Origin of the sequence: Streptomyces sp. 71268 (assembly GCF_029392895.1) — a bacterium.
Classification (GTDB): domain Bacteria; phylum Actinomycetota; class Actinomycetes; order Streptomycetales; family Streptomycetaceae; genus Streptomyces.
This window is the reverse complement of the sequence record NZ_CP114200.1, coordinates 6,046,312-6,063,918: the sequence shown is the minus strand read 5'-3', so window position 1 is coordinate 6,063,918 and position 17,607 is coordinate 6,046,312. Positions and strand designations below refer to the sequence as shown.

Sequence of the window (17,607 nt, the reverse complement as noted above, 5' to 3'; positions counted from 1 at the left end):
ATTCTTCGCCAAGGCCCCGCGCCCCTTCCGATTCCCCCGGAGGGCGCGGGGCCTTCGGCGTACCTCCCGGCGGCGGCGTTGGTCCTCGGGCGGCGGCGTGGGTGCGCTGACCCTGGTGCGCTGGCGTGGTGATCGTGACGGTGACGGTGGAGCTAGTGCGGGGCGAACGGGCCGCCGGCGGCGAAGGCGATGCGGGCGAAGCGCTCGCCGATCAGCGCGTGGCCGCCGGCATCGGGGTGGAGCAGGTCGGGCAGCGGGAGGTCGGCGAAGTCCCGCTCGCCGTAGAGATCGCGCCCGTCGAGGTAGTACAGACCCGGGTCGGTGGCGGCGCGCTCGGTGACCACGCGCGACAGGTCGTCGCGGATGACGCGCAGGCTCAGTCGCCCGGTGGCGACATCCGCCGGATCGCCGAAGGTCCTGAAGCGCGGCACGGGGGCGTCGGGGTCGGGCGCCGTGGGCCCCGGGGCGTCCTCGACCAGCGGGCAGTGGATCGGCGAGACGACCAGCAACGGGGTATCCGGGTGGCCCTCGCGCACGGTGTCGAGGAAACCGTGGACGGCCGGGGCCAGGGCGCGGCGGCGCATCAGGTCGGTGTTCACAAGGTTGATGCCGATCTTGACGCTGATCAGGTCGGCCGGCGCGGCCCGGATGGCGCGCGCCGTGAACGGGTCGAGCAGGGCGTTGCCGTTCAGCCCGAGGTTGGTCAACTCGACGCCCGCGCGGGCGGCGACGATGGCGGGCCAGGTCCGGGTGGGGCTGGCGATCCGCACGCCGTGGCTGATGGAACTGCCGTGGTGCAGCCACACCCGCCGCCCGGACTCCGGGGCCGGCCGCAGGGGGGCGTCGGCGCGCAGCGCGCGGAGGTGGGTGACCTCCGTCTGCGGGAGCCAGATCTCGATGTCCTTCTCGCCGGCGGGCAAGCCGGCGAAGCGTACGGTGCCCGGCGCGCCGGATGCGTACGCGACGGCCCGCGTCACCGGGTCGACGGTGACGGTCGCCCCGCCGGACGGCGCGGCCTGCGCGGCCAGCCGGCCGTCGACCAGCAGGTCGTACCGGCCGGCCGGGCCGGCGACCGCGCCGCGCTGCACGGTGCGGGTGGCCAGCACGTCCAGCTCCAGCACGGTGGCGACGCCGCGCAGGGCCAGGCGCACGCCGGCGGACTGGGACGCCATCAGGGTCAGGTGGTCGTCGTGCGCCTGGGCGATGGCGTGCGGTGGAAGCCGGCGCGGGAGGAGGCCGTCGGCGGTGGCCTCGGCGTGCAGGGCGCCGCGCAGCATGGCTGGTGCGAGGGGGATGGTGACCAGTTCCGTCATGGGTGGTGCGCTCCTCCGTAAGCGGGTCGACAGGGTGCCGTACCGCGCGCCGCCGGGCCGCGATCGACGCTGCCCCCCTTTCCCTTCCCCAGCACGGCCGCCCCGGCCCGCCCCACCGGAGGCGGAGCTTCCCCCCTACCGCCCGCGCGGGCCGCGGTCCGCCCGGCGCGCTACCGGCGTGCCGGGCAGTGGTGTCTTGGGGAGCCGGCGTAGGAGGTGATGGCGGGCACCGGGTGGCGTACGAGGCGTGGACCGCGAGGTCCCCGGCCCCCGCCGTGGTCGCCGTGGTGGTGTGCGAACGGCGGTTCGGGGGGCTGTTGTCGGGGCGCGTGCCAGCGCGCGGTGGGGGTGGAGCGGGGGCGCGGCGCGGTGAATGTCGCGGTCCGGAAGCGATGCCGCGGACAGCACCGGGACGGCTTGGGGGGTCGGGTAATGTGCACGCCATGTCGACACCGGGGGATCAGCCCAATCCGTACGCCCAGCCACCGTCGAACCCGTACGGAAACGTCCCAGCACAGCAGCCGGGCGGGCAACAACCGGGCCAACCAGCGCCCCATCCGTACGCGTATCCGCCCACTCCGGCCGGCTCGCAGCCGGGACAGTCCGCCGCGGCGCACCCGACGATGCCCGGCGGCGTACCGACCCAGCCACCAGGTCAGGCACCCGGCCCGTTGGGACAGCCCGCGAGCCCCTATCCCGGCCAGGTCGCGGCCGGTTACGGCCCGGGAGCCCCTACGCCCGCCGCGCCCGCCAGTGGCTCGAAGAAGCGCGGTCCGCTGTGGGCGCTGGGTGGCGCGGTGGTGGCCTCGGCCGTCTGGGCTGGCGTCACCTTCGCCACGGGCGGCTTCGAGGGCGACCCGGAGCCCGAACTCGGTAGCTACGCCTACACCGGCAACCTGTGCGACTACACCGACTACGCCCCGATCAAGAAGGCCGGGTTCAGCAAGGAGGAGTCGACCGGGGAGAAGAAGAACCCGTTGGCGAGCGGCACCGAGCACGAGGCGCTCGACACGATGCAGTGCAACACCGACCTGGAGGCGGAGAACACCAGCAGCTCCGACTACGCCTCGACCTGGCTCTCCACATCGGCCCTGCTCCACCGCGAGACCGACCCGGAGCCGGAGTTCGAGGCGCAGTACCGCGCCTACGAGAACCAGCGCGGGACCACGTACACGTACAAGGTCGCCCCGGTTCCCAACCTCGGCGACGAGGCGTACGTGGTGACGCAGGTGGAGAAGGACGGCGAGGACGACGGCAGCTACGTCATCCTCGGGGTCCGCGACGGCTGGATGACCTACCAGTTGTCCTGGTCCAACTACATCTCCAGCAGCTCCAGCGTCACCCCGCCGGACAGCAAGAAGGTGACCGAGATGCTCTCGGAGAGCGCCAAGTCCACCATGGAGCACTGGCAGAAGCAGGAACCGCTGCCGAAGGACGAGTCGGAGTAGTCCTCCCTCCTCCGCGCCCCGGCTCTGCCGGCCCGGCGGGAGCCGCTGCCCGCTCTCGCCGGTCCGGAACGTTCCGCATGGCCCTGGCCCCCTCTGGAGAGTTTCGCGTACGTACGGCCTCCCTGGAGCGGCCGCCTCGCGGCGGCGCTTCCGGGAGGACGCGACACGCCAGGGCCGGCGCCGGAGGCGGTAGAGAGCCGAGACCTGCGGGCCGGCGGCTCTGCGGGACGGCATCCCGTGGCACGGCGTCTCCGGTGGCCGGACTCGGCCCTCAGGTGCCCCGGCCACTCGGCGCCGCCGCATACCGCGCAGCCCCGCGTATGCCAACGGGCCCCGGCCCAGGGTCAGCCGCGGCCGGAACGGGCGGCCCGGGCCACGGCGACCACGGCCTTCTCCAACGCGTACTCCGGGTCGTCGCCACCGCCCTTGACCCCCGCGTCGGCGTCGGCCACCGCCCGCAGGGCTATGGCCACGCCATCCGCCGACCAGCCGCGCATCTGCTGTCGCACCCGGTCGATCTTCCACGGCGGCATGCCCAGCTCGCGGGCGAGGTCGCCGGGGCGCGCACCGCGCGGGGCCGAGGCCAGCTTGCCGATGGAACGCACCCCCTGCGCCAACGCGCTGGTGATCAGCACCGGGGCCACCCCCGTACCCAACGCCCAGCGCAGCGCCTCCAGAGCCTCCGCCGTCCGCCCCTCGACCGCACGGTCGGCCACGGTGAAGCTGGACGCCTCGGCCCGGCCCGTGTAGTAGCGCCCGACGATCGCCTCGTCGATGGTGCCCTCGACATCGGCGGTGAGCTGGGTGCAGGCGCTGGCCAGCTCCCGCAGGTCGCTGCCGATGGCGTCGACCAGGGCCTGGCACGCCTCCGGCGTGGCGGAGCGGCCGATGGCGCGGAACTCCGACCGTACGAACGCCAGTCGGTCGGCCGGCTTGGTCATCTTGGGGCAGGCGACCTCGCGTGCCCCGGCCTTGCGAGCCGCGTCGAGCAGCCCCTTGCCCTTCGCCCCTCCCGCGTGCAGCAGAACGAGCGTGATCTCCTCGGCCGGCGCCGCCAGATACCCCTTCACGTCCTTGATCGTGTCGGCGGAGAGGTCCTGCGCGGAACGGACCACCACCACCTTGCGCTCGGCGAACAGCGACGGGCTGGTCAACTCGGCCAGGGTGCCCGGCTGCAACGCGTCCGGGGCGAGGTCGCGCACGTCCGTGTCGGGGTCGGCGGCGCGCGCGGCCGCCACCACCTGCTGCACGGCGCGGTCGAGCAGCAGGTCCTCCTGGCCCACGGCCAGCGTCACGGGGGCGAGCGGATCGTCGGTCGTCGTCTTCTTGGCCATCGCTCACAGCATCCCACGCGCCACTGACACACCGGACGACCAGCCCGCTCCCGCCTCCGCTCGCCGCCTCTCGCGTCCATGTCAGCTCCCTCTCCCGCATGCCTGCGGCCTTCCTTGCTCTGCTCTGCGCCGTGCCCTGTGCCCGGCCCCTCGGGTACGCCGTACCCGAGCCTGAGCCCCGCGCCGGCGCCGGCTCGCCCCTCGCCTGGGACTGCCCAGGGCGGGGTGGCTGACCGTCGTCGCCTCCGGGCCGAGCGACGGTGTGGCGTCGCGCTCGCGTGTGCGCGTGGGCGCGGGCGTGCGCCCGCGCGGGGTCGCCCGTCTCGTGGGGTGACCTGTCTCGTGGGGTGGCCCGTCTCGCGGGGCGTCCCCTCTCGCGGGGTAGCTGGGAGCGCTCGTCCGCCGTCGCGCACAATGGGCCGGTGAGCGCACGCCCCCTGACCGACGAGCAGCCCGAACCCGCGACCCGCCACCTGCTGGTCCTCCCCGACCGCGACGCCGCCGAGGCCGCGGCCCAAGAGGTCGTGGACCGCTTCGGGCTCAGCGAGGAACCGCAGGTCGTACGGGAGGCGCTGGCCGGAGAGGACGACGCCGAGGACGCCCAGTGGCTCGTCGTCATCGAGGACCCGGAGGCGGCCCTCGCCGTGCCGGCGCTCGACGCCTTCGCCGCGGAGTACGACGGGTGGCACGAGGTGGAGTGAGGGTGGCGTCGGGCGGCGCCGTCACCCATGGCCTCGCCCCGGCTCCCGCCGCTACCGCCCCCTGCTTCTGGCCCCCCTTCCTACCTCGGGGATCCTTCTCCCTCTGAGGGCGCCATGGCCTCCGCCGCGACCCCGGGCCCCACTCCGGCCGCCGCCCCGGTCCGGTCGCCCGGCCCGGCCTTGGTTCCCAGCCCGACCTGGGTTTCCGGTTTGGCTCCCGGTCCGGCCTCACTTCCCGGTCCGACCTTGGTTCCCGGTCCGGTCTCGGTGTGCGGCCCGTTCCCGGTCCCCCGCTCGGTCTCGGAGCCCTTCCCAGTCCCGCGCTCCCCCGGCGCGTCGGTCGCGTCCGGTGCGTCGGTCGCGGCGGCGGGGCCGGCGACGGCCTCGGCTTCGGGTGTGGGCAACTCGCGTATGTGCGGCACCGGCGACGGCAGGACCCACAGCAGGCACAGCACGGCACCCGCGGTTCCGATCCACAGGGTGGGGCGCAGCCCGATGGTGGACCCGAGCGCGCCTGCGGTGAGGGCGCCCAGCGGGCGGACGCCGTGGGTGAGGGTGCGGTAGGCGCCGGTGACCCGGGCGCGCAACGCGTCCGGTATGAGCGCGGCCTGCAGGGAGCTGACGGAGACGTCGGCGATCATCGCGCCCACGCAGGAGCCCAGTTCCGCGAGGAAGAGCAACCCCAGGACGAGTGGCGTCGGCCCGCCCGCGAGCGGCACGAGCAGCAGCGGAGCGGAGAAGAGGGTGTATCCCAGGACGGCGGAGCGGCCGATGCCCAGGCGGCGGGTCACCCGTCCCGCCGTGGCCGCGCCGACGAGTCCGCCGGCCGCTCCCACCGCGAGCACGATCCCGAGCAGGCCGGCGCCCAGCCCGAGTTCTGAGGTGACGTAGAGGACGAAGAGGGTGTGGAACATGAAGTTGAAGAACTGGATGGTGGAGGAGGCCGCGAAGGTGGCGCGCATGACGGGTGAGCGCATGATCCACCGCAGGCCGGCCGTGAAGTGTCCCTTGGCTGGCGCCGAGGGCGGCGGCTCGACGGGGTCGATCCTGGTGAGGCACCGCGCCGACAACAGGTAGGTGAACGCGTCGGCCACCAACGCGAGCGGAGCAGCCAGCATCTGCACGAGGAAGCCGCCGGCGCTCGGCCCCGCCACGTAGGCGAGCGAACGGCTGCCGTTGATCAGCGAGTTGGCCTCGACGTAGCGCGTGCTGGGGACCAGCGCGACGAACAGCGTGGCGTTGCAGACGTCGAAGAGCACGGTCAGCGAGCCGACGGCGAAGGCCGTGAGGTAGAGCTGGGTGAGGCTGAGGACGTCGAAGGCGTACGCGACGGGCAGGGACGCGATGAGCCCGGCCCGCGCGAGGTCAGAGACGATCATGATCCGACGGCGGCTGGCCCGCCGGTCGACCCAGGAGCCGGCGACGAGCGAGAACAGCAGCGCGGGCAGCAACTGCGCGGTGGCGAGCCACCCCATCTCGGCCGCGTCGGCATGCAGGATGATCACCGCGGCGAGGGGTAGCGCCAGTAGGGAGATCTGGTCGCCGATCAGAGAGACGCTCTGGCCAACCCAGTATCGACGGAACGGGCCTTGGCGCAACAGCGCAGGCACTCTCTCAGCGATGTTCACGTGCCCTCCGGGTTCGGAATGTCGCTCACTGCCGCCTCGCCCGGCGTTGCCGGGCCCGCCCCTGCGGGCTTCGTTCCTGCGGGGTTGTCCAGCCGCTGCCCGTCGCTGTCCGCCGCCGCCGACGTGGCCTCCACCGCTTCCCTGTGCGTCGACGCCGCGTCGGTGGTCCGGCTCGCCTCGGAGACTGATCCTGTCGCTGCCACCTGCGGCAGCGCGAAGCCCGCCTGGATGACCTGCACGAGCCGAGCCCCCGGCGGTCGTGAGTCCGGTCGCGTCCCACGCGCTTCGAAGGGACGCAGCAGCGCATCGATTTGCTGCTGGACAGCGGACAGTTCGCCCGCTGTCAGGTACAGCAGGGCGTCGCTGATCCGACCGGCCTCCTGCCAGTCTCGCGGTAGCGTGCGTGCCTCGATCGCGGCGCTGAGCAGCTCGGAGTACCGCTTCACGACCGCGAGCTCCACCGCTTCCGCGGCGTCGGCCAAGGCCGGTTCCGGGGAGTAGGCGGGCCACTGGGTGAAGCGCGCCGTAGCACGCCACGGCTTCTCCCTGCCCCAGCCGCCCCCTGCCGCCTCGACCAGGCCGTACTTGGCGAGCATCCGCAGGTGGTACGAGCAACTGGCCACCGACTCGCCGATCAGACCGGCCGCCCGAGTCGCGGTACAGGGCCCTTGGGCGCGGAGCAGGCCGACCAGACGCATCCGTGTGGGGTGGGCGTAGGCCCGCAGGGCACGTGGGTCGGCCAACCACGTCTCGCGCGCCGGGGGTTGCGCCGGACCCGAGGCGTCGGATCGCCCTGGGCCGTGGGTGACGCCTTCGCCATGCTCCGACATCTTCTGAAGCTAGCTTTAGAAAGGCTTCTTTACCACGGTCCGTACAGGGGGCATGCGCATACCAACGGGACGACACCTGGCGGCCAGTAGATGAATCTCTGGTGTTGGCCCAGCCAAGCGGGCGCGGAGTACGAGCCTCCTTCGTAGATTTCTCGCATCCCTGTACGACCATGTGTGCGAGGTTGCCGTGGCAGTCCCTGACACCGAGACGTTCCTGACAGCCGCCGGCCTGGTACTGACCGGCGCGGTCTGGGCAGTGGAGCGCTTCCTCCCCGGCCGCAAACGCATCGGCTACCGCGTGCAGATGGACACAGCGGTCAGCATGAACCCTCAGGCCGCTCGCGACATCGTGCAGCTTCGGCTGCTGCTGAACGAGCAGGAAGTCACGGACGCCACCGTGGCGTTGCTGCGGATCGAGAACGATGGCAGCAAGGACGTCGCGCGCCACGACTACCAGGAACCGCTCGTCGTCGAGTTCCCCGGCCGCACGATCCAGGCAGTGACGGTAACCGAGACCGATGCCTCGCTGCGTTCGATGCTGACGCGCAACAACGGGCTGCGTGTGGCGGGCGACCGACTCACCCTGCCCGCCGTGCCGCTCAACCGCAGGGACCACTTCAAGCTCCTCGTCCTGCTGACCGGGGACGGCGATCAGGTGACGATGAGCGGGTTCCTGAGCGGCGGCTCCATCCGGCGCAACGCGCAGCGTCGCGGGCCCAGCAAGCTGAGCCTTGCCCTGGGCGGGGTGTTCATCATCCTGATGGGGTTGCTCGGTGGACTGCTTATTCGCAACTCCGACGATGAAGCGGCCAACCCGGTCTGCGCGACGGGCGAGTTGGTCATCGACGGTTCGACCGCCTTCGCCAAGCCGATGAAGGCCATAGCCAACGACTACCAGAAGCAGTGCCCCGGGGCCGAGATCGAAGTGCGCCATAGCAGCAGCCTGGACGGGCTCAGGAACCTGAGCCGCGCCGGCCGCGACCACCCCGACCACCAGCCCGCCTTCATCGCCATGTCGGACGTCCCCGCCCCGAGGATCGACAGCTACAAGGATCTGATGGCGCACCGACCGGTCAGCGTCGTCCCGCTCAGCGTGGTGGTCAACCGTGAGAGCGGCGTCAAGAACCTCACCACGGAACAACTGCGCGGGATTTTCAGCGGCAAGCACACCAACTGGAAGGATGTGGGCGGCAAGAACGTGCCGATCAACCTGGTCACCCGCGACTCCCAGTCCGGCACCCGGATCACCTTCGAAAGGGAGGTGTTGAAGGGCGCGCCCACCGGCCAACCCGCCGGGCTTTCCGACTGCACCACCAGAATCAATCAGCCCTCCTCCCGCCCCCAGCACTGCGAGGCGTCGGTCACGGAGTCCGCCTTGGAGGCCGTAGACCAGGTGTCGGGAGCGATCGGCTACGCGGAGACGTACCAAGCGGGCTTCTACCGTAACGTCACCGCCGTGCAGCTCAACGGAAGAGCACCAGAGATCGCGCTGAACAAGCCGGACGGCTACCCCTTCTGGGCAACGGAGCGCCTCTACACCTACCAAGAGCCGCGTGACGGCTCTCTGACCGCCAAGTTTCTGACCTTCATGAACGGCCAGAATGCCCAAGTTCTGTTGCAGGCTCACCAGCACCTCCCCTGCTCCACGAAGGCGAACTCCTACCACCACGCCTGCGCCCGCTGATCGACGCCCTCGGCACACCACCGGCTCCGGTGATGGCCACCGCACCGTCGACATCGGTACGCAGCACCCGCGCGCCCTGCTCGCGCAGCGCGGCCACGGTGCGAGGGGCCGGATGGCCGTACGGGTTGTCCGCACCGCATGAGATGAGCGCCAGTCGAGGTCGAAGGCTGCGCAGCAACTGATGGTCCTGGTGGGCCGACCCGTGGTGCGCGACCTTCAGCACGTCGACCGGGCCGAGGTTTGGGTGGGCTGCCAACAGTGCGCGTTGCGCCGTCGGTTCCAGGTCGCCGAGGAGCAGAAGGGTCAGCCCAGCCGTGCGGACGAGCAGGGTGACGCTGGCATCGTTCGCGCCGGTGACGGCACTCACGTCGGCCGCGCCGGCGCCACCGGGGAGGGTTGGGGCGCCTCCCGGGTGCGCGGTATCGGGCACGCCCGTCGGCGCCGCGGACCCGGGCGCCACCCGTGGGGGCCACAGCACCTGCCAGGAAAGGCCGCTGGTGCGACGCCGCTCACCCGGTACCGCTTCGAGGTGTTTCACGCCGGCCTTCGACACCGCCCTGCGGACGAACGCGGCCTGCCCCGGGGGCTCCCGCAGACTCGTGGTCTCCACAGCGCCCACGGCCCGGCCACGCAGCACACCTGGTAGACCCGCCACGTGATCCGCGTGGAAGTGGGTCAGCACGACCAGCGGGACCCGCACGATGCCCAGGTCCCGCAGGCAGCGGTCCACCGCACCCTGGTCCGGGCCGGCGTCGACGACCACCGCCGTACCCTCACCGGCGGCCAGCACCAGCGCGTCACCCTGCCCCACGTCGCAGGCCACCATCCGCCAGTCGGGCGGCGGCCAACCGGTGATCACCCGGACCAGGGGCGCCGGGCGCACGACGGCCACCATCAGCAGCAGCGCGCAGACCACACACAGCCAGGGATGGCCCAGGGCACGCCGGGCCAGCAACACGACGACGACCGTGACCCCGGCCAACAACAGCGCGCCGCCCCAACTGCCCGGCCAGCTCACACCCGACCCCGGCAGCCCAGCGCCAGTGCGGGCCACCGAAGCCAGCCACTCCACCGGCCAGCCGGCGCACCAGGCCAGGCCCACCGCGACGGGCGGAGCCAGCGGGCCCACGGCCAAGGCGGCGAAGCCGAGAACGGTCGCGGGTGCGATCGCCAACTCAGCCAGCAGGTTGCAGGGGATCGCGACCAGGCTCACCCGGGCCGCCAACACCACGACCACCGGAGCACACACCGCTTGCGCCGCGGCCGCCGCGGCCAGCACCTCCGCCAGCCGTCCCGGCACGCCACGGGCCCGCAGCGCGGCGCTCCATCGCGGGGCGATGGTGAGCAGCGCGCCCGTGGCCAGGACGGACAGGAGGAAGCCGTAACTACGGGCTAGCCACGGGTCGTACAGCAACAGGGCCAGTACGGCAGCGGCAAGCGCCGGCAGGAGCGTTCGACGGCGCCCCGTCCCAATGGCGATCAGAGTGATCAGCCCGCAGGCGGCGGCCCGTAACACGCTCGGTTCGGGGCGGCACACCACCACGAAACCCAGGGTCAACACGCCGCCGAGCAGCGCGGTCAGCCGGAGCGGCACCCCGAGTCGAGCGGCCAGCCCGCGCCGCTCGGCCCTCGCCGCCATGTGCGGCGGCCCGATGAGCAACGCCAACACGATCGACAGGTTGCTTCCTGAAACGGCAAGCAGGTGCGTCATGTCGGTGGCCCGGAACGCTTCGTCGAGGTCGGGTGGCACGCGTGAGGTATCACCTACGACGAGGCCCGGCAGCAGCGCTCTCGCATCGGCGCTCAGTCCGTCGGAGGCGGCCCGGAGACCGGCGCGCAGCCGCCCCGCCGTACGCTGGAGGTCGCCCGGCCCGGCGAGCACCAGAGGTGGGCGCTCGTCATCGGTACGCAGCACGGCGCCGACGCGGTCCCCGTCGCGAGTCGGTGGCACCACCCGTACGCGTACTCGAAGCCGTGTTGAGGGGAGAAGCTCTCTCCACCGCGCGTCCGCCGTCGTAGATGGTTCACCGGAGCCGCGCAGACCACCCGGGTCTGAACGACGCGAGCCACCCGGGTCCGAACGCCCGCCGCCCGTCGCCTCGGCCTCGTCGTACGCCGCCGACGCCTCACCCGCCCGGGCCGTGCCACGCAGGTCAACGATCAACAGCACCGGCGTGCGCGTGCGCACGACGCGCTGGAGGGGGCTGCTGCCTGCTCGGTGGGTTGGCGTGTGCTCCGTCGCCCTGACTCTGTTCGCCACGGCATCGATGGCGAGGGCTGGCGGGGTGGACACCGGGCCGCGCACCCGGGGCCTGATCAGACGCGGATCGCCTGTGACGGTGAGGTCGACCTCCGCCTCGGCGTGCTCTTGGGCGAGCTTGGGGATGAGCCCCCGGTGGCTGTCCGCCGCGTGGAGAGCCGCGACGGCGGCCGTCGCGGTAGCGCACAGCAACGCGATCACCACCGCGGTCGCGCTCCCCGCCCGGCGGCGAGCTCTTGCCGCCCCCGTCTGGCTCAGGGTGCCCGCCCGCCGGCCCAGGCGCCACGTAACGCCCAGCAACACCGCCGCGGTGGCGAGGGCCCCGGCGCAGCAGATCGTGACCGACGTCGGGTCTGCCTCAAGTGCCAGGGCAGCGGCCAGCCATGCCGCCAACACGGGTGGGATCAACCGGAGATCGGCCGGGCCCTCACCGCTCCGCGCGCCGGCTGGAAGCCCGCGTCGGTTTGCCGCTCCGTCCCTCCCTGCCGCGGCGTTGTTCGTAGCGGCAGGCGTGCTGGCTTGTGGCCGCACAGCCGGCGCGGGCGCGGGGGCCGCGCTGGTCCCCGCGCGGGGCGGCCCGCTGGGCGTGGGGAGTCCGCGGGCTGACCCGGCGGAGAGTCTGCGGGCTGACCCGGCGGAGAGTCTGCGGGCTGACCCGCCGTGGGCGCGCGCGGGGCCCGCCCCCCGGGTCTCGTGGCCAGTCATGGTTGGACGAGGGGGCGTAGATCGGCGAACCGCTTGTCACCGATACCGGTCACTTCGCGCAGTTCCTCAACGGAGTCGAACCCGCCGTGCTGGTCCCGGTAGTCGAGGATGTGGCGCGCGAGGACGGGGCCCACCCCGGGGAGGCCGTCAAGCTGCTCGGCCGTCGCGGTGCTCAGGCTGACAGGGGCCCCGGCCGTTCCTCCGGCCGTGGCTCCGGCGCCGGAACCCGCCGGGAGACCCGACGCACCGGTGCCGGGCACGCCGTTCACGCCGGCAGATGACGCGCCGCTCACCGGCGCACCGCCTGCGCCTGGCCTGACGCCGACCGCGATCTGTTCCCCATCGACGAGCACCCGAGCCCGATTCAACTCGCTGAGTCGCACACCAGGCTTGGCTCCCCCAGCCGCCTTGATCGCATCGGCCACACGCGAACCTGCTGGCAGACGACGCACACCCGGCGCGCGCACCTTGCCCGCCACATCGACCACGACGATGCGGTCCGCACCCGCGCGGGGCGTCGCCGTGGGCCCCGTGCCCGTGCCCGGCTCTTGCCGGCCCGACACCGGCTTCGCGGGCGGCTGCTCAGGAGGCGCGCTCACCGTCTCCGGGCGTCCGCTCCAGAAGTGGTGTGCAGCCATGGCCACCGCCACCAGCAGCACCACGACCACCGCGAGCAGCGCCCTGGGGCGAATGGCACATCGTTCCTGGAGCCATAACGGCAATCGTTCAAAGACCGCCAGGCGCAGGTCGCGCAAGCGCGGTCCGGGGTCGGGGTGGCCCCGCAGGGTGGCTGGTCGCGGCTCCCCGCCAACCCGTCCGTCAGCCTCCGCTTCCTCAGTGAGCGCGCCGTCGCCCGGCTTGTACGACGCGCGCCCGTTACGCCCGGCGAGCGGGTCCCCGGCGCCCGCACCCGTGTCCCTCCCCGCAACGGCCTGGCCGGTCGAGCCGTCGCCGCGGAGGCCACCATCGAAGACAACGCCGTCGGCGAGGTCGTCATCGCACTCCATGTCTCCCTCGCCCACACGCCGCGTGGACGTACCTACTGCCTCCTCCGTGCTCTCAGCCTGGTCACTCACGCCACCCGACGGAGCCGAGGCCCTCCTTCGAGTCACGACGCGGGCGCCCGCTGGAGCGGTGTGCCGCCCTGACGTTGCCCCGCCAACGTCATCAGCGGTTCCCCAGATGCCGAGGTCATCCGCGATCGGTTGCCTTACTCGCGAAGCGGGCCCCCACCGCGTTGGCCCCGCCATGGCCACCGCCGTCACCCCGAACCATGCGTCCCTTTGCATCGGCTCCTCCCCACGCCGCGAATCCGTCTCCGCCAACACTCCGAATGACCCCGCCATCGCTGGCACGGTGCTCGCGATGTGAGGAGTTGGCCCATCTCCAGGCGAGCCAGCCACCGCACTCGCGCGAAGTGGCCCGCTTCCGGTCTCGTCGCCTGACCCTGGCGACGTAAGGCCAGCCACCGTCCCGGTCGCGGAGGGCCTGGTACGACCTGGACCGCCCGTCAGGTTTCGCGCGGGTTCTGTCCACCCCGACCCGGACTCCGGCCGCCCATCGGCCGGACGCCCCACATCGCCAGGCTCCGTTACGGGCACACCCGGACTCAGCAGCCCGGAAGCCCGCGAACGCCCCACTCCGCTGCCCGACACCCGTTTCCGTCGCCTGCCACGCTGGCTGCGAGCGAGGCCAGTGGATGGCGCGGGCCCTCGTGGGCCGAGGCCCAGGAGCCGTTTCGGGGCTCCGTGAGCGCCAGAGCCGCCGAGCAGCCCTCCCACAAGCCCGATGCTCACTGTCCGTGTTCGATTGCTCATGTCGATCGACGGTAAGGGTCCGCCAGCAATCTCGCTGAGGCTTTCCGCGATCCGTGGATAACCGAAGCCCTGTGGAAAACTCGGTCACCCGGGCGAGCGCATTCAAGCTCGGCAACTACCGCCGCGGCCAGGTGTGTTGCTTTACTCATGACGTGGGCGGCGCTGAGGTCTTCGGAGCTGGCGACGGCGAGCGGCGAGTGGCCATGGGCGGGGTGCCCAGACCGCACGCGCGATCATTCCTCGACTTCACGGCCGGCCGCACGACTCAACCGATCACAGTGAGTGAGAAAAGGGAGCGAGAGGGGAGGGGTTCACCGTGTGTCTGCGGGCGAGGGGTGCGCCTGTGGGCCGGGGGTGGTCCAACTATTCAGCATGCGCAGGGCTTCGGCTGTGGCTGAGCCGGGCTCCGCGTTGTAGACGCACAGGGTTTGATCCGGATCGCCGGGGGTCTGGAAGGACTCGTACGAGAAGTGGAGGTGACCGACCACCGGGTGCAGATAGGACTTGGTGCCGTGGGTGCGGCGCAGGACACGGTGGTCGTTCCACCAGGCAGTGAACTCCGTGGAGCGCAGGATGAGTACTCCCACAAGATCGGCGAGCCGCCGATCGTGAGGATGGCGGCCCGCTTCGAGGCGGAGTACGGCGACCGTCTCGGCGGCGATCTGCTCCCAGTCCACCACACGGTCCCGGGCTTCCGGGTCGAGGAGGTAGTAGCGAGCAAGGTTGCGTTGTGGGGCGGGAAGGGCGTCAAAGTCGGTCAGTACTTCGCGTGCCAGCCGGTTGGTGGCCAGCACGTCGGTGCGCCGACCAAGAATGAAGGCGGGGACGTGGTCCAGGGTGTGGAGCATGAGGTGCAGGCCGGGGCGGACTCGCTGGGGTCCTGTGGTGGAACGGCGAGACGGGGTGGGGCGCGCGAGGAGGTCGACAAGGTGCTCGCGCTCCGCGAGATCGAGTTGGAGGGCGCGGGCCAGGGACTCGACGACTTCCGGAGAGGGGGAACCGGCACGACCCTGTTCCAGACGGGTGTAGTACTCGGTGCTGACGCCGGCGAGGCGGGCCACCTCGCCTCGGCGTAGTCCGGGAACCCGCCGCGCGCGGCCATCGCTCGACAATCCCACTCGGTCCGGGGTGATCCGGGCACGGCGCGAGCGCAGAAAGTCCGCGAGTTCGCCACTTCGATCCATGTCCCCAGTGTGAGCCAGGCTCTGGCGGCACAAGCCTCGCTGGGTGGCCCTGCCAGTACCTGTCTCGCCGGGGCCCGCCCTCCCGGGACTCGTCTGCTCAGGGTCTGCTCCAGCCCCGTGAGCGCGACTCCGAGCTGGTGTGCTGGATGCGTGGCGGCCGACCACGTTGGTCCCGGCTTCGCTCCCCCGTTCTTCGCCTCTTTCGAAAGGTCTGCCCATGTCTACACAACCTTCCGCGCAGCCTCTACTCGGCCGCGTAGCGGTCATCACCGGAGCCTCCAGCGGCATCGGGGCGGCCACGGCCGAACATCTGGCAGGGCTGGGCGCGACCGTCGCCATCCTGGCCCGGCGCGCCGAACGGCTCGACGCTTTGGCCTCTCGAATCGAGAAGCGGGGCGGCACGGCGCTGACGCTGGTTGCTGACGTGACCGACGCGGCGACGGTTCAGTCGGCCGCCGACCGGGTGGCAACCGAACTGGGAGGTGCGGATCTGCTGTTCAACAACGCGGGCCTGATGTTGCCCGCCCCCGTCGAGGATCTGCGGGCTGATCAGTGGCGGCGCCAGATCGACATCAACATCACCGGCGTGATGAACGTGATCGGGGCGTTCACCTCACAGTTGGTGGCCTCGGCGCGTGTACGCGGTGTGGCCGACCTGATCAACACCTCGTCCATCGCAGCGCAGAACATCTTCCCCAACTTCGCGGTCTACTCAGGCACCAAGGCGTACGTCACGCATCTCTCCCGTCACCTGCGCGTGGAGTTGGGCCCCAAGAACGTACGGGTAGCGGCGCTCGAACCGGGAATTGTCGAGACCGAGTTGCAGACTCATGTGACCGACGAGGGGGCGCGTGAGTGGTTGGCGGGTTCCAAGGAGACCGTGGAGTGGCTGACGCCGCATGACATAGCCGAGATCGTGGGATTCATCGCGGCACTGCCACCCCGGGTGAACTTCCAGCAGGTGACGGTGATGCCGACGCGCCAGGCGAGCTGAACACTCTGGCGACCCAGCTTCGCCAGGCTCGCCAGCCCTGAGACCGTGCCGCGAACCGGTTCTGACCGCAGGGCGCCGCAAGGCCCGTACAAGCCGGGTCAGGAGCGCTCGGCGTCCAGGCCAGGCACCGCCGCCCGTGCCCCGGGGTTACGTCTAAGGCCCAGGACGCTCCGTAGTCCGCGCGACCGGTTCCGGCTCGGCCCATCGATCTCCCCCTGGAGCTGGCCAGCCACTCGACCACCCAGCATCCGCCCCCGCTCAGCCAACCACACGGTCACGCCACCACCACGGCCGCGCAGTCACCCGACCCAACCCAACCAAGCCGGCCACCCGCCCCTCGCCAACCCGGTACCCGACCGTGCGGCACTCAGCCGTCCGCACTCGACCACCCCGCCACCTCCAACCACCCGCTACCCGCCTCGCCGTCATCAGCAGAGACCGCGCGCCACAGCCCTGGAACAGGAGGCCACCATCAACATCACAACCGACTCGGGAGCCAGCTTCCGGAGGACCGGGCGGGAGCCGTGCCGCAGACCCGGGGGCAGAGAAGTTGCACGGCTCGCTTGTCGCCAACGCACAAGGCGGCACCCGGCACACGAGGAACGACGAGCTGGTTCGCTGCCGCGTACGCAGCGCAGTCATCGCTTGTTCGTTGCCACCCCCGCCCGGCCACCAGCCATCGCCCAGTACCCCGGCTACCAGTCACCCAGTCGCCGCCCCCGAGCACGGCCACCAGTCACCAATCACCGCCCTGACCACCAGCCACCAGTCACCGCCCCGGGCACCGGCCACCGACCACGGGGCACCGGGCACCAGCCGCCGGCCACCGGCCACCGGGCTCAGCGTGGCGAGACGACCGCGCCGAGTAGGCCAGGCCCTGTGTGGGCGCCGATCACCGCGCCTACCTCGCTGACGTGCAGTTCCACCAGGCCGGGCACCCGTGCGTCCAGGCGTTGCGCGAGCTGCTCGGCGCGCTCACCGGCCGCCAGGTGGTGCACGGCGATGTCGACCTCCTGTACGCCCGAGCGTTCCACCACGATCTCCTCCAGGCGGGCGATGGCCTTGGACGCGGTGCGCACCTTCTCACGCAACTCGATGCGCCCCTCGTCGAGTTGGAGCAGGGGCTTGACGGCCAGGGCCGACCCCAGCAGGGCCTGGGCGGCGCCGATGCGGCCGCCCCGGCGGAGATAGTCCAACGTGTCGACATAGAAGTAGGCGGAGGTGCCCACCGCTCGCTTCTCGGCCGCGGCCACTGCCTCGCTCATGGTGCCGCCCGCCGCCACGGCCTCAGCGGCCGCCAAGGCGCAGAAGCCGAGCGCCATGGCCACCATGCCCGTATCGATCACACGCACGGGGACGGGCGCACCCTGTGCGGCGAGCAGTGCCGCGTCGTAGGTGCCGGAGATCTCGGACGACAGATGGAGGGAGATGATGCCGTGGGCGCCGGCGTCGGCGGCCCGTTGGTATGCGGCGGCGAACGTCGCAGGGCTCGGCCTGGAGGTCGTGACCGAGGTCCGCTTCTGGAGTGCGTGGGCAACGGAACGGGCGGAGATCTCGGTGCCCTCTTCCAGCGCCTCGTTGCCGAGCACCACCGTCAGGGGGACCGCGGTGATGTGATGTCGCTCCATCGCCTGCTGCGGCAAGTAGGCCGTGGAATCGGTGATGATGGCGACATGGCGGGACATGGTTCGCAGGCTATCGGTGGCTGG

At 71.8% G+C, this 17,607-nt stretch carries 13 protein-coding genes and 1 pseudogene; 5 read left to right on the top strand and 9 right to left on the bottom strand.

Annotated features, from left to right (window positions below; genetic code table 11):
- Positions 1-152: 152 nt before the first annotated feature.
- Complete coding sequence (locus OYE22_RS24000; RefSeq protein ID WP_277322317.1) at positions 153-1,313, bottom strand: GDSL-type esterase/lipase family protein; 1,161 nt, start codon at positions 1,311-1,313, stop codon at positions 153-155.
- A gap of 443 nt (positions 1,314-1,756) precedes the next feature.
- Between OYE22_RS24000 and OYE22_RS23995 the strand changes: the two genes are divergently transcribed.
- A complete protein-coding gene (locus OYE22_RS23995; protein ID WP_277322316.1) occupies positions 1,757-2,761 on the top strand; it encodes a hypothetical protein in 1,005 nt (334 codons plus the stop codon).
- A 344-nt stretch (positions 2,762-3,105) separates the two neighbouring features.
- Here the strand turns inward: OYE22_RS23995 and holA are convergent, their stop codons facing one another.
- Positions 3,106-4,095 (bottom strand): DNA polymerase III subunit delta, encoded by a 990-nt coding sequence (gene holA, locus OYE22_RS23990; RefSeq protein ID WP_277322315.1) that lies wholly within the window; start codon positions 4,093-4,095, stop codon positions 3,106-3,108.
- A 473-nt stretch (positions 4,096-4,568) separates the two neighbouring features.
- Here holA and OYE22_RS23985 point away from each other — a divergent pair, with 473 nt between their 5' ends.
- Entirely contained in the window at positions 4,569-4,796 is a 228-nt protein-coding gene (locus OYE22_RS23985; protein ID WP_277324298.1) for a hypothetical protein, read from the top strand.
- 80 nt (positions 4,797-4,876) lie between these two features.
- Here the strand turns inward: OYE22_RS23985 and OYE22_RS23980 are convergent, their stop codons facing one another.
- Together OYE22_RS23980 and OYE22_RS23975 are read right to left on the bottom strand one after the other, a co-directional pair.
- Positions 4,877-6,406 (bottom strand): MFS transporter, encoded by a 1,530-nt coding sequence (locus OYE22_RS23980; RefSeq protein WP_277324297.1) that lies wholly within the window; start codon positions 6,404-6,406, stop codon positions 4,877-4,879.
- A gap of 14 nt (positions 6,407-6,420) precedes the next feature.
- Positions 6,421-7,167 carry a helix-turn-helix domain-containing protein gene (locus OYE22_RS23975; RefSeq protein WP_277324296.1) on the bottom strand — a complete coding sequence of 249 codons (747 nt, stop codon included), beginning with the start codon at positions 7,165-7,167 and terminating at the stop codon, positions 6,421-6,423.
- 274 nt (positions 7,168-7,441) lie between these two features.
- Between OYE22_RS23975 and OYE22_RS23970 the strand changes: the two genes are divergently transcribed.
- Positions 7,442-8,938: a substrate-binding domain-containing protein gene (locus tag OYE22_RS23970; protein WP_277322314.1), complete on the top strand. Its 1,497-nt coding sequence runs from the start codon at positions 7,442-7,444 to the stop codon at positions 8,936-8,938.
- Here OYE22_RS23970 and OYE22_RS23965 read toward each other — a convergent pair.
- From OYE22_RS23965 to OYE22_RS23955, 3 genes are all read right to left on the bottom strand, one after another.
- Positions 8,841-11,606 carry a ComEC/Rec2 family competence protein gene (locus OYE22_RS23965; RefSeq protein ID WP_277322313.1) on the bottom strand — a complete coding sequence of 922 codons (2,766 nt, stop codon included), beginning with the start codon at positions 11,604-11,606 and terminating at the stop codon, positions 8,841-8,843. The two genes, OYE22_RS23970 and OYE22_RS23965, sit on opposite strands and share 98 nt — an antisense overlap.
- A gap of 293 nt (positions 11,607-11,899) precedes the next feature.
- On the bottom strand, positions 11,900-12,910 hold the full coding sequence (locus OYE22_RS23960; RefSeq protein WP_277322312.1) for a ComEA family DNA-binding protein: 1,011 nt from the start codon (positions 12,908-12,910) through the stop codon (positions 11,900-11,902).
- Positions 12,911-14,031: 1,121 nt separating this feature from the next.
- Positions 14,032-14,568 (bottom strand): hypothetical protein, encoded by a 537-nt coding sequence (locus tag OYE22_RS23955; protein WP_277324295.1) that lies wholly within the window; start codon positions 14,566-14,568, stop codon positions 14,032-14,034.
- Here OYE22_RS23955 and OYE22_RS23950 point away from each other — a divergent pair.
- Positions 14,560-14,796 carry a hypothetical protein gene (locus tag OYE22_RS23950; protein ID WP_277324445.1) on the top strand — a complete coding sequence of 79 codons (237 nt, stop codon included), beginning with the start codon at positions 14,560-14,562 and terminating at the stop codon, positions 14,794-14,796. The genes OYE22_RS23955 and OYE22_RS23950 overlap by 9 nt on opposite strands.
- On the opposite strand, the pseudogene OYE22_RS23945 reads toward OYE22_RS23950, so the two are convergent.
- A pseudogene (locus OYE22_RS23945) lies at positions 14,707-14,904 on the bottom strand (helix-turn-helix transcriptional regulator); the annotation flags it as partial. The gene OYE22_RS23950 and the pseudogene OYE22_RS23945 overlap by 90 nt on opposite strands.
- 217 nt (positions 14,905-15,121) lie before the next feature.
- On the opposite strand from OYE22_RS23945, the gene OYE22_RS23940 reads away from it, so the two are divergent.
- A complete protein-coding gene (locus tag OYE22_RS23940; RefSeq protein WP_277322311.1) occupies positions 15,122-15,898 on the top strand; it encodes an SDR family oxidoreductase in 777 nt (258 codons plus the stop codon).
- Between the two features lie 839 nt (positions 15,899-16,737).
- Here the strand turns inward: OYE22_RS23940 and OYE22_RS23935 are convergent.
- A complete protein-coding gene (locus OYE22_RS23935) occupies positions 16,738-17,583 on the bottom strand; it encodes a DegV family protein (protein WP_277322310.1) in 846 nt (281 codons plus the stop codon).
- Positions 17,584-17,607: the final 24 nt, after the last annotated feature.

What these genes read in the sequence shown, in the direction of transcription:
- OYE22_RS23960 (WP_277322312.1), bottom strand. Translation starts at nt 12,910, where the DNA reads ATGGAGTGCGATGACGACCTCGCCGACGGCGTTGTCTTCGATGGTGGC.
- holA (WP_277322315.1), bottom strand. Translation starts at nt 4,095, where the DNA reads ATGGCCAAGAAGACGACGACCGACGATCCGCTCGCCCCCGTGACGCTG.
- OYE22_RS23955 (WP_277324295.1), bottom strand. Translation starts at nt 14,568, where the DNA reads ATGCTCCACACCCTGGACCACGTCCCCGCCTTCATTCTTGGTCGGCGC.
- OYE22_RS23940 (WP_277322311.1), top strand. Translation starts at nt 15,122, where the DNA reads ATGTCTACACAACCTTCCGCGCAGCCTCTACTCGGCCGCGTAGCGGTC.
- OYE22_RS24000 (WP_277322317.1), bottom strand. Translation starts at nt 1,313, where the DNA reads ATGACGGAACTGGTCACCATCCCCCTCGCACCAGCCATGCTGCGCGGC.
- OYE22_RS23935 (WP_277322310.1), bottom strand. Translation starts at nt 17,583, where the DNA reads ATGTCCCGCCATGTCGCCATCATCACCGATTCCACGGCCTACTTGCCG.
- OYE22_RS23995 (WP_277322316.1), top strand. Translation starts at nt 1,757, where the DNA reads ATGTCGACACCGGGGGATCAGCCCAATCCGTACGCCCAGCCACCGTCG.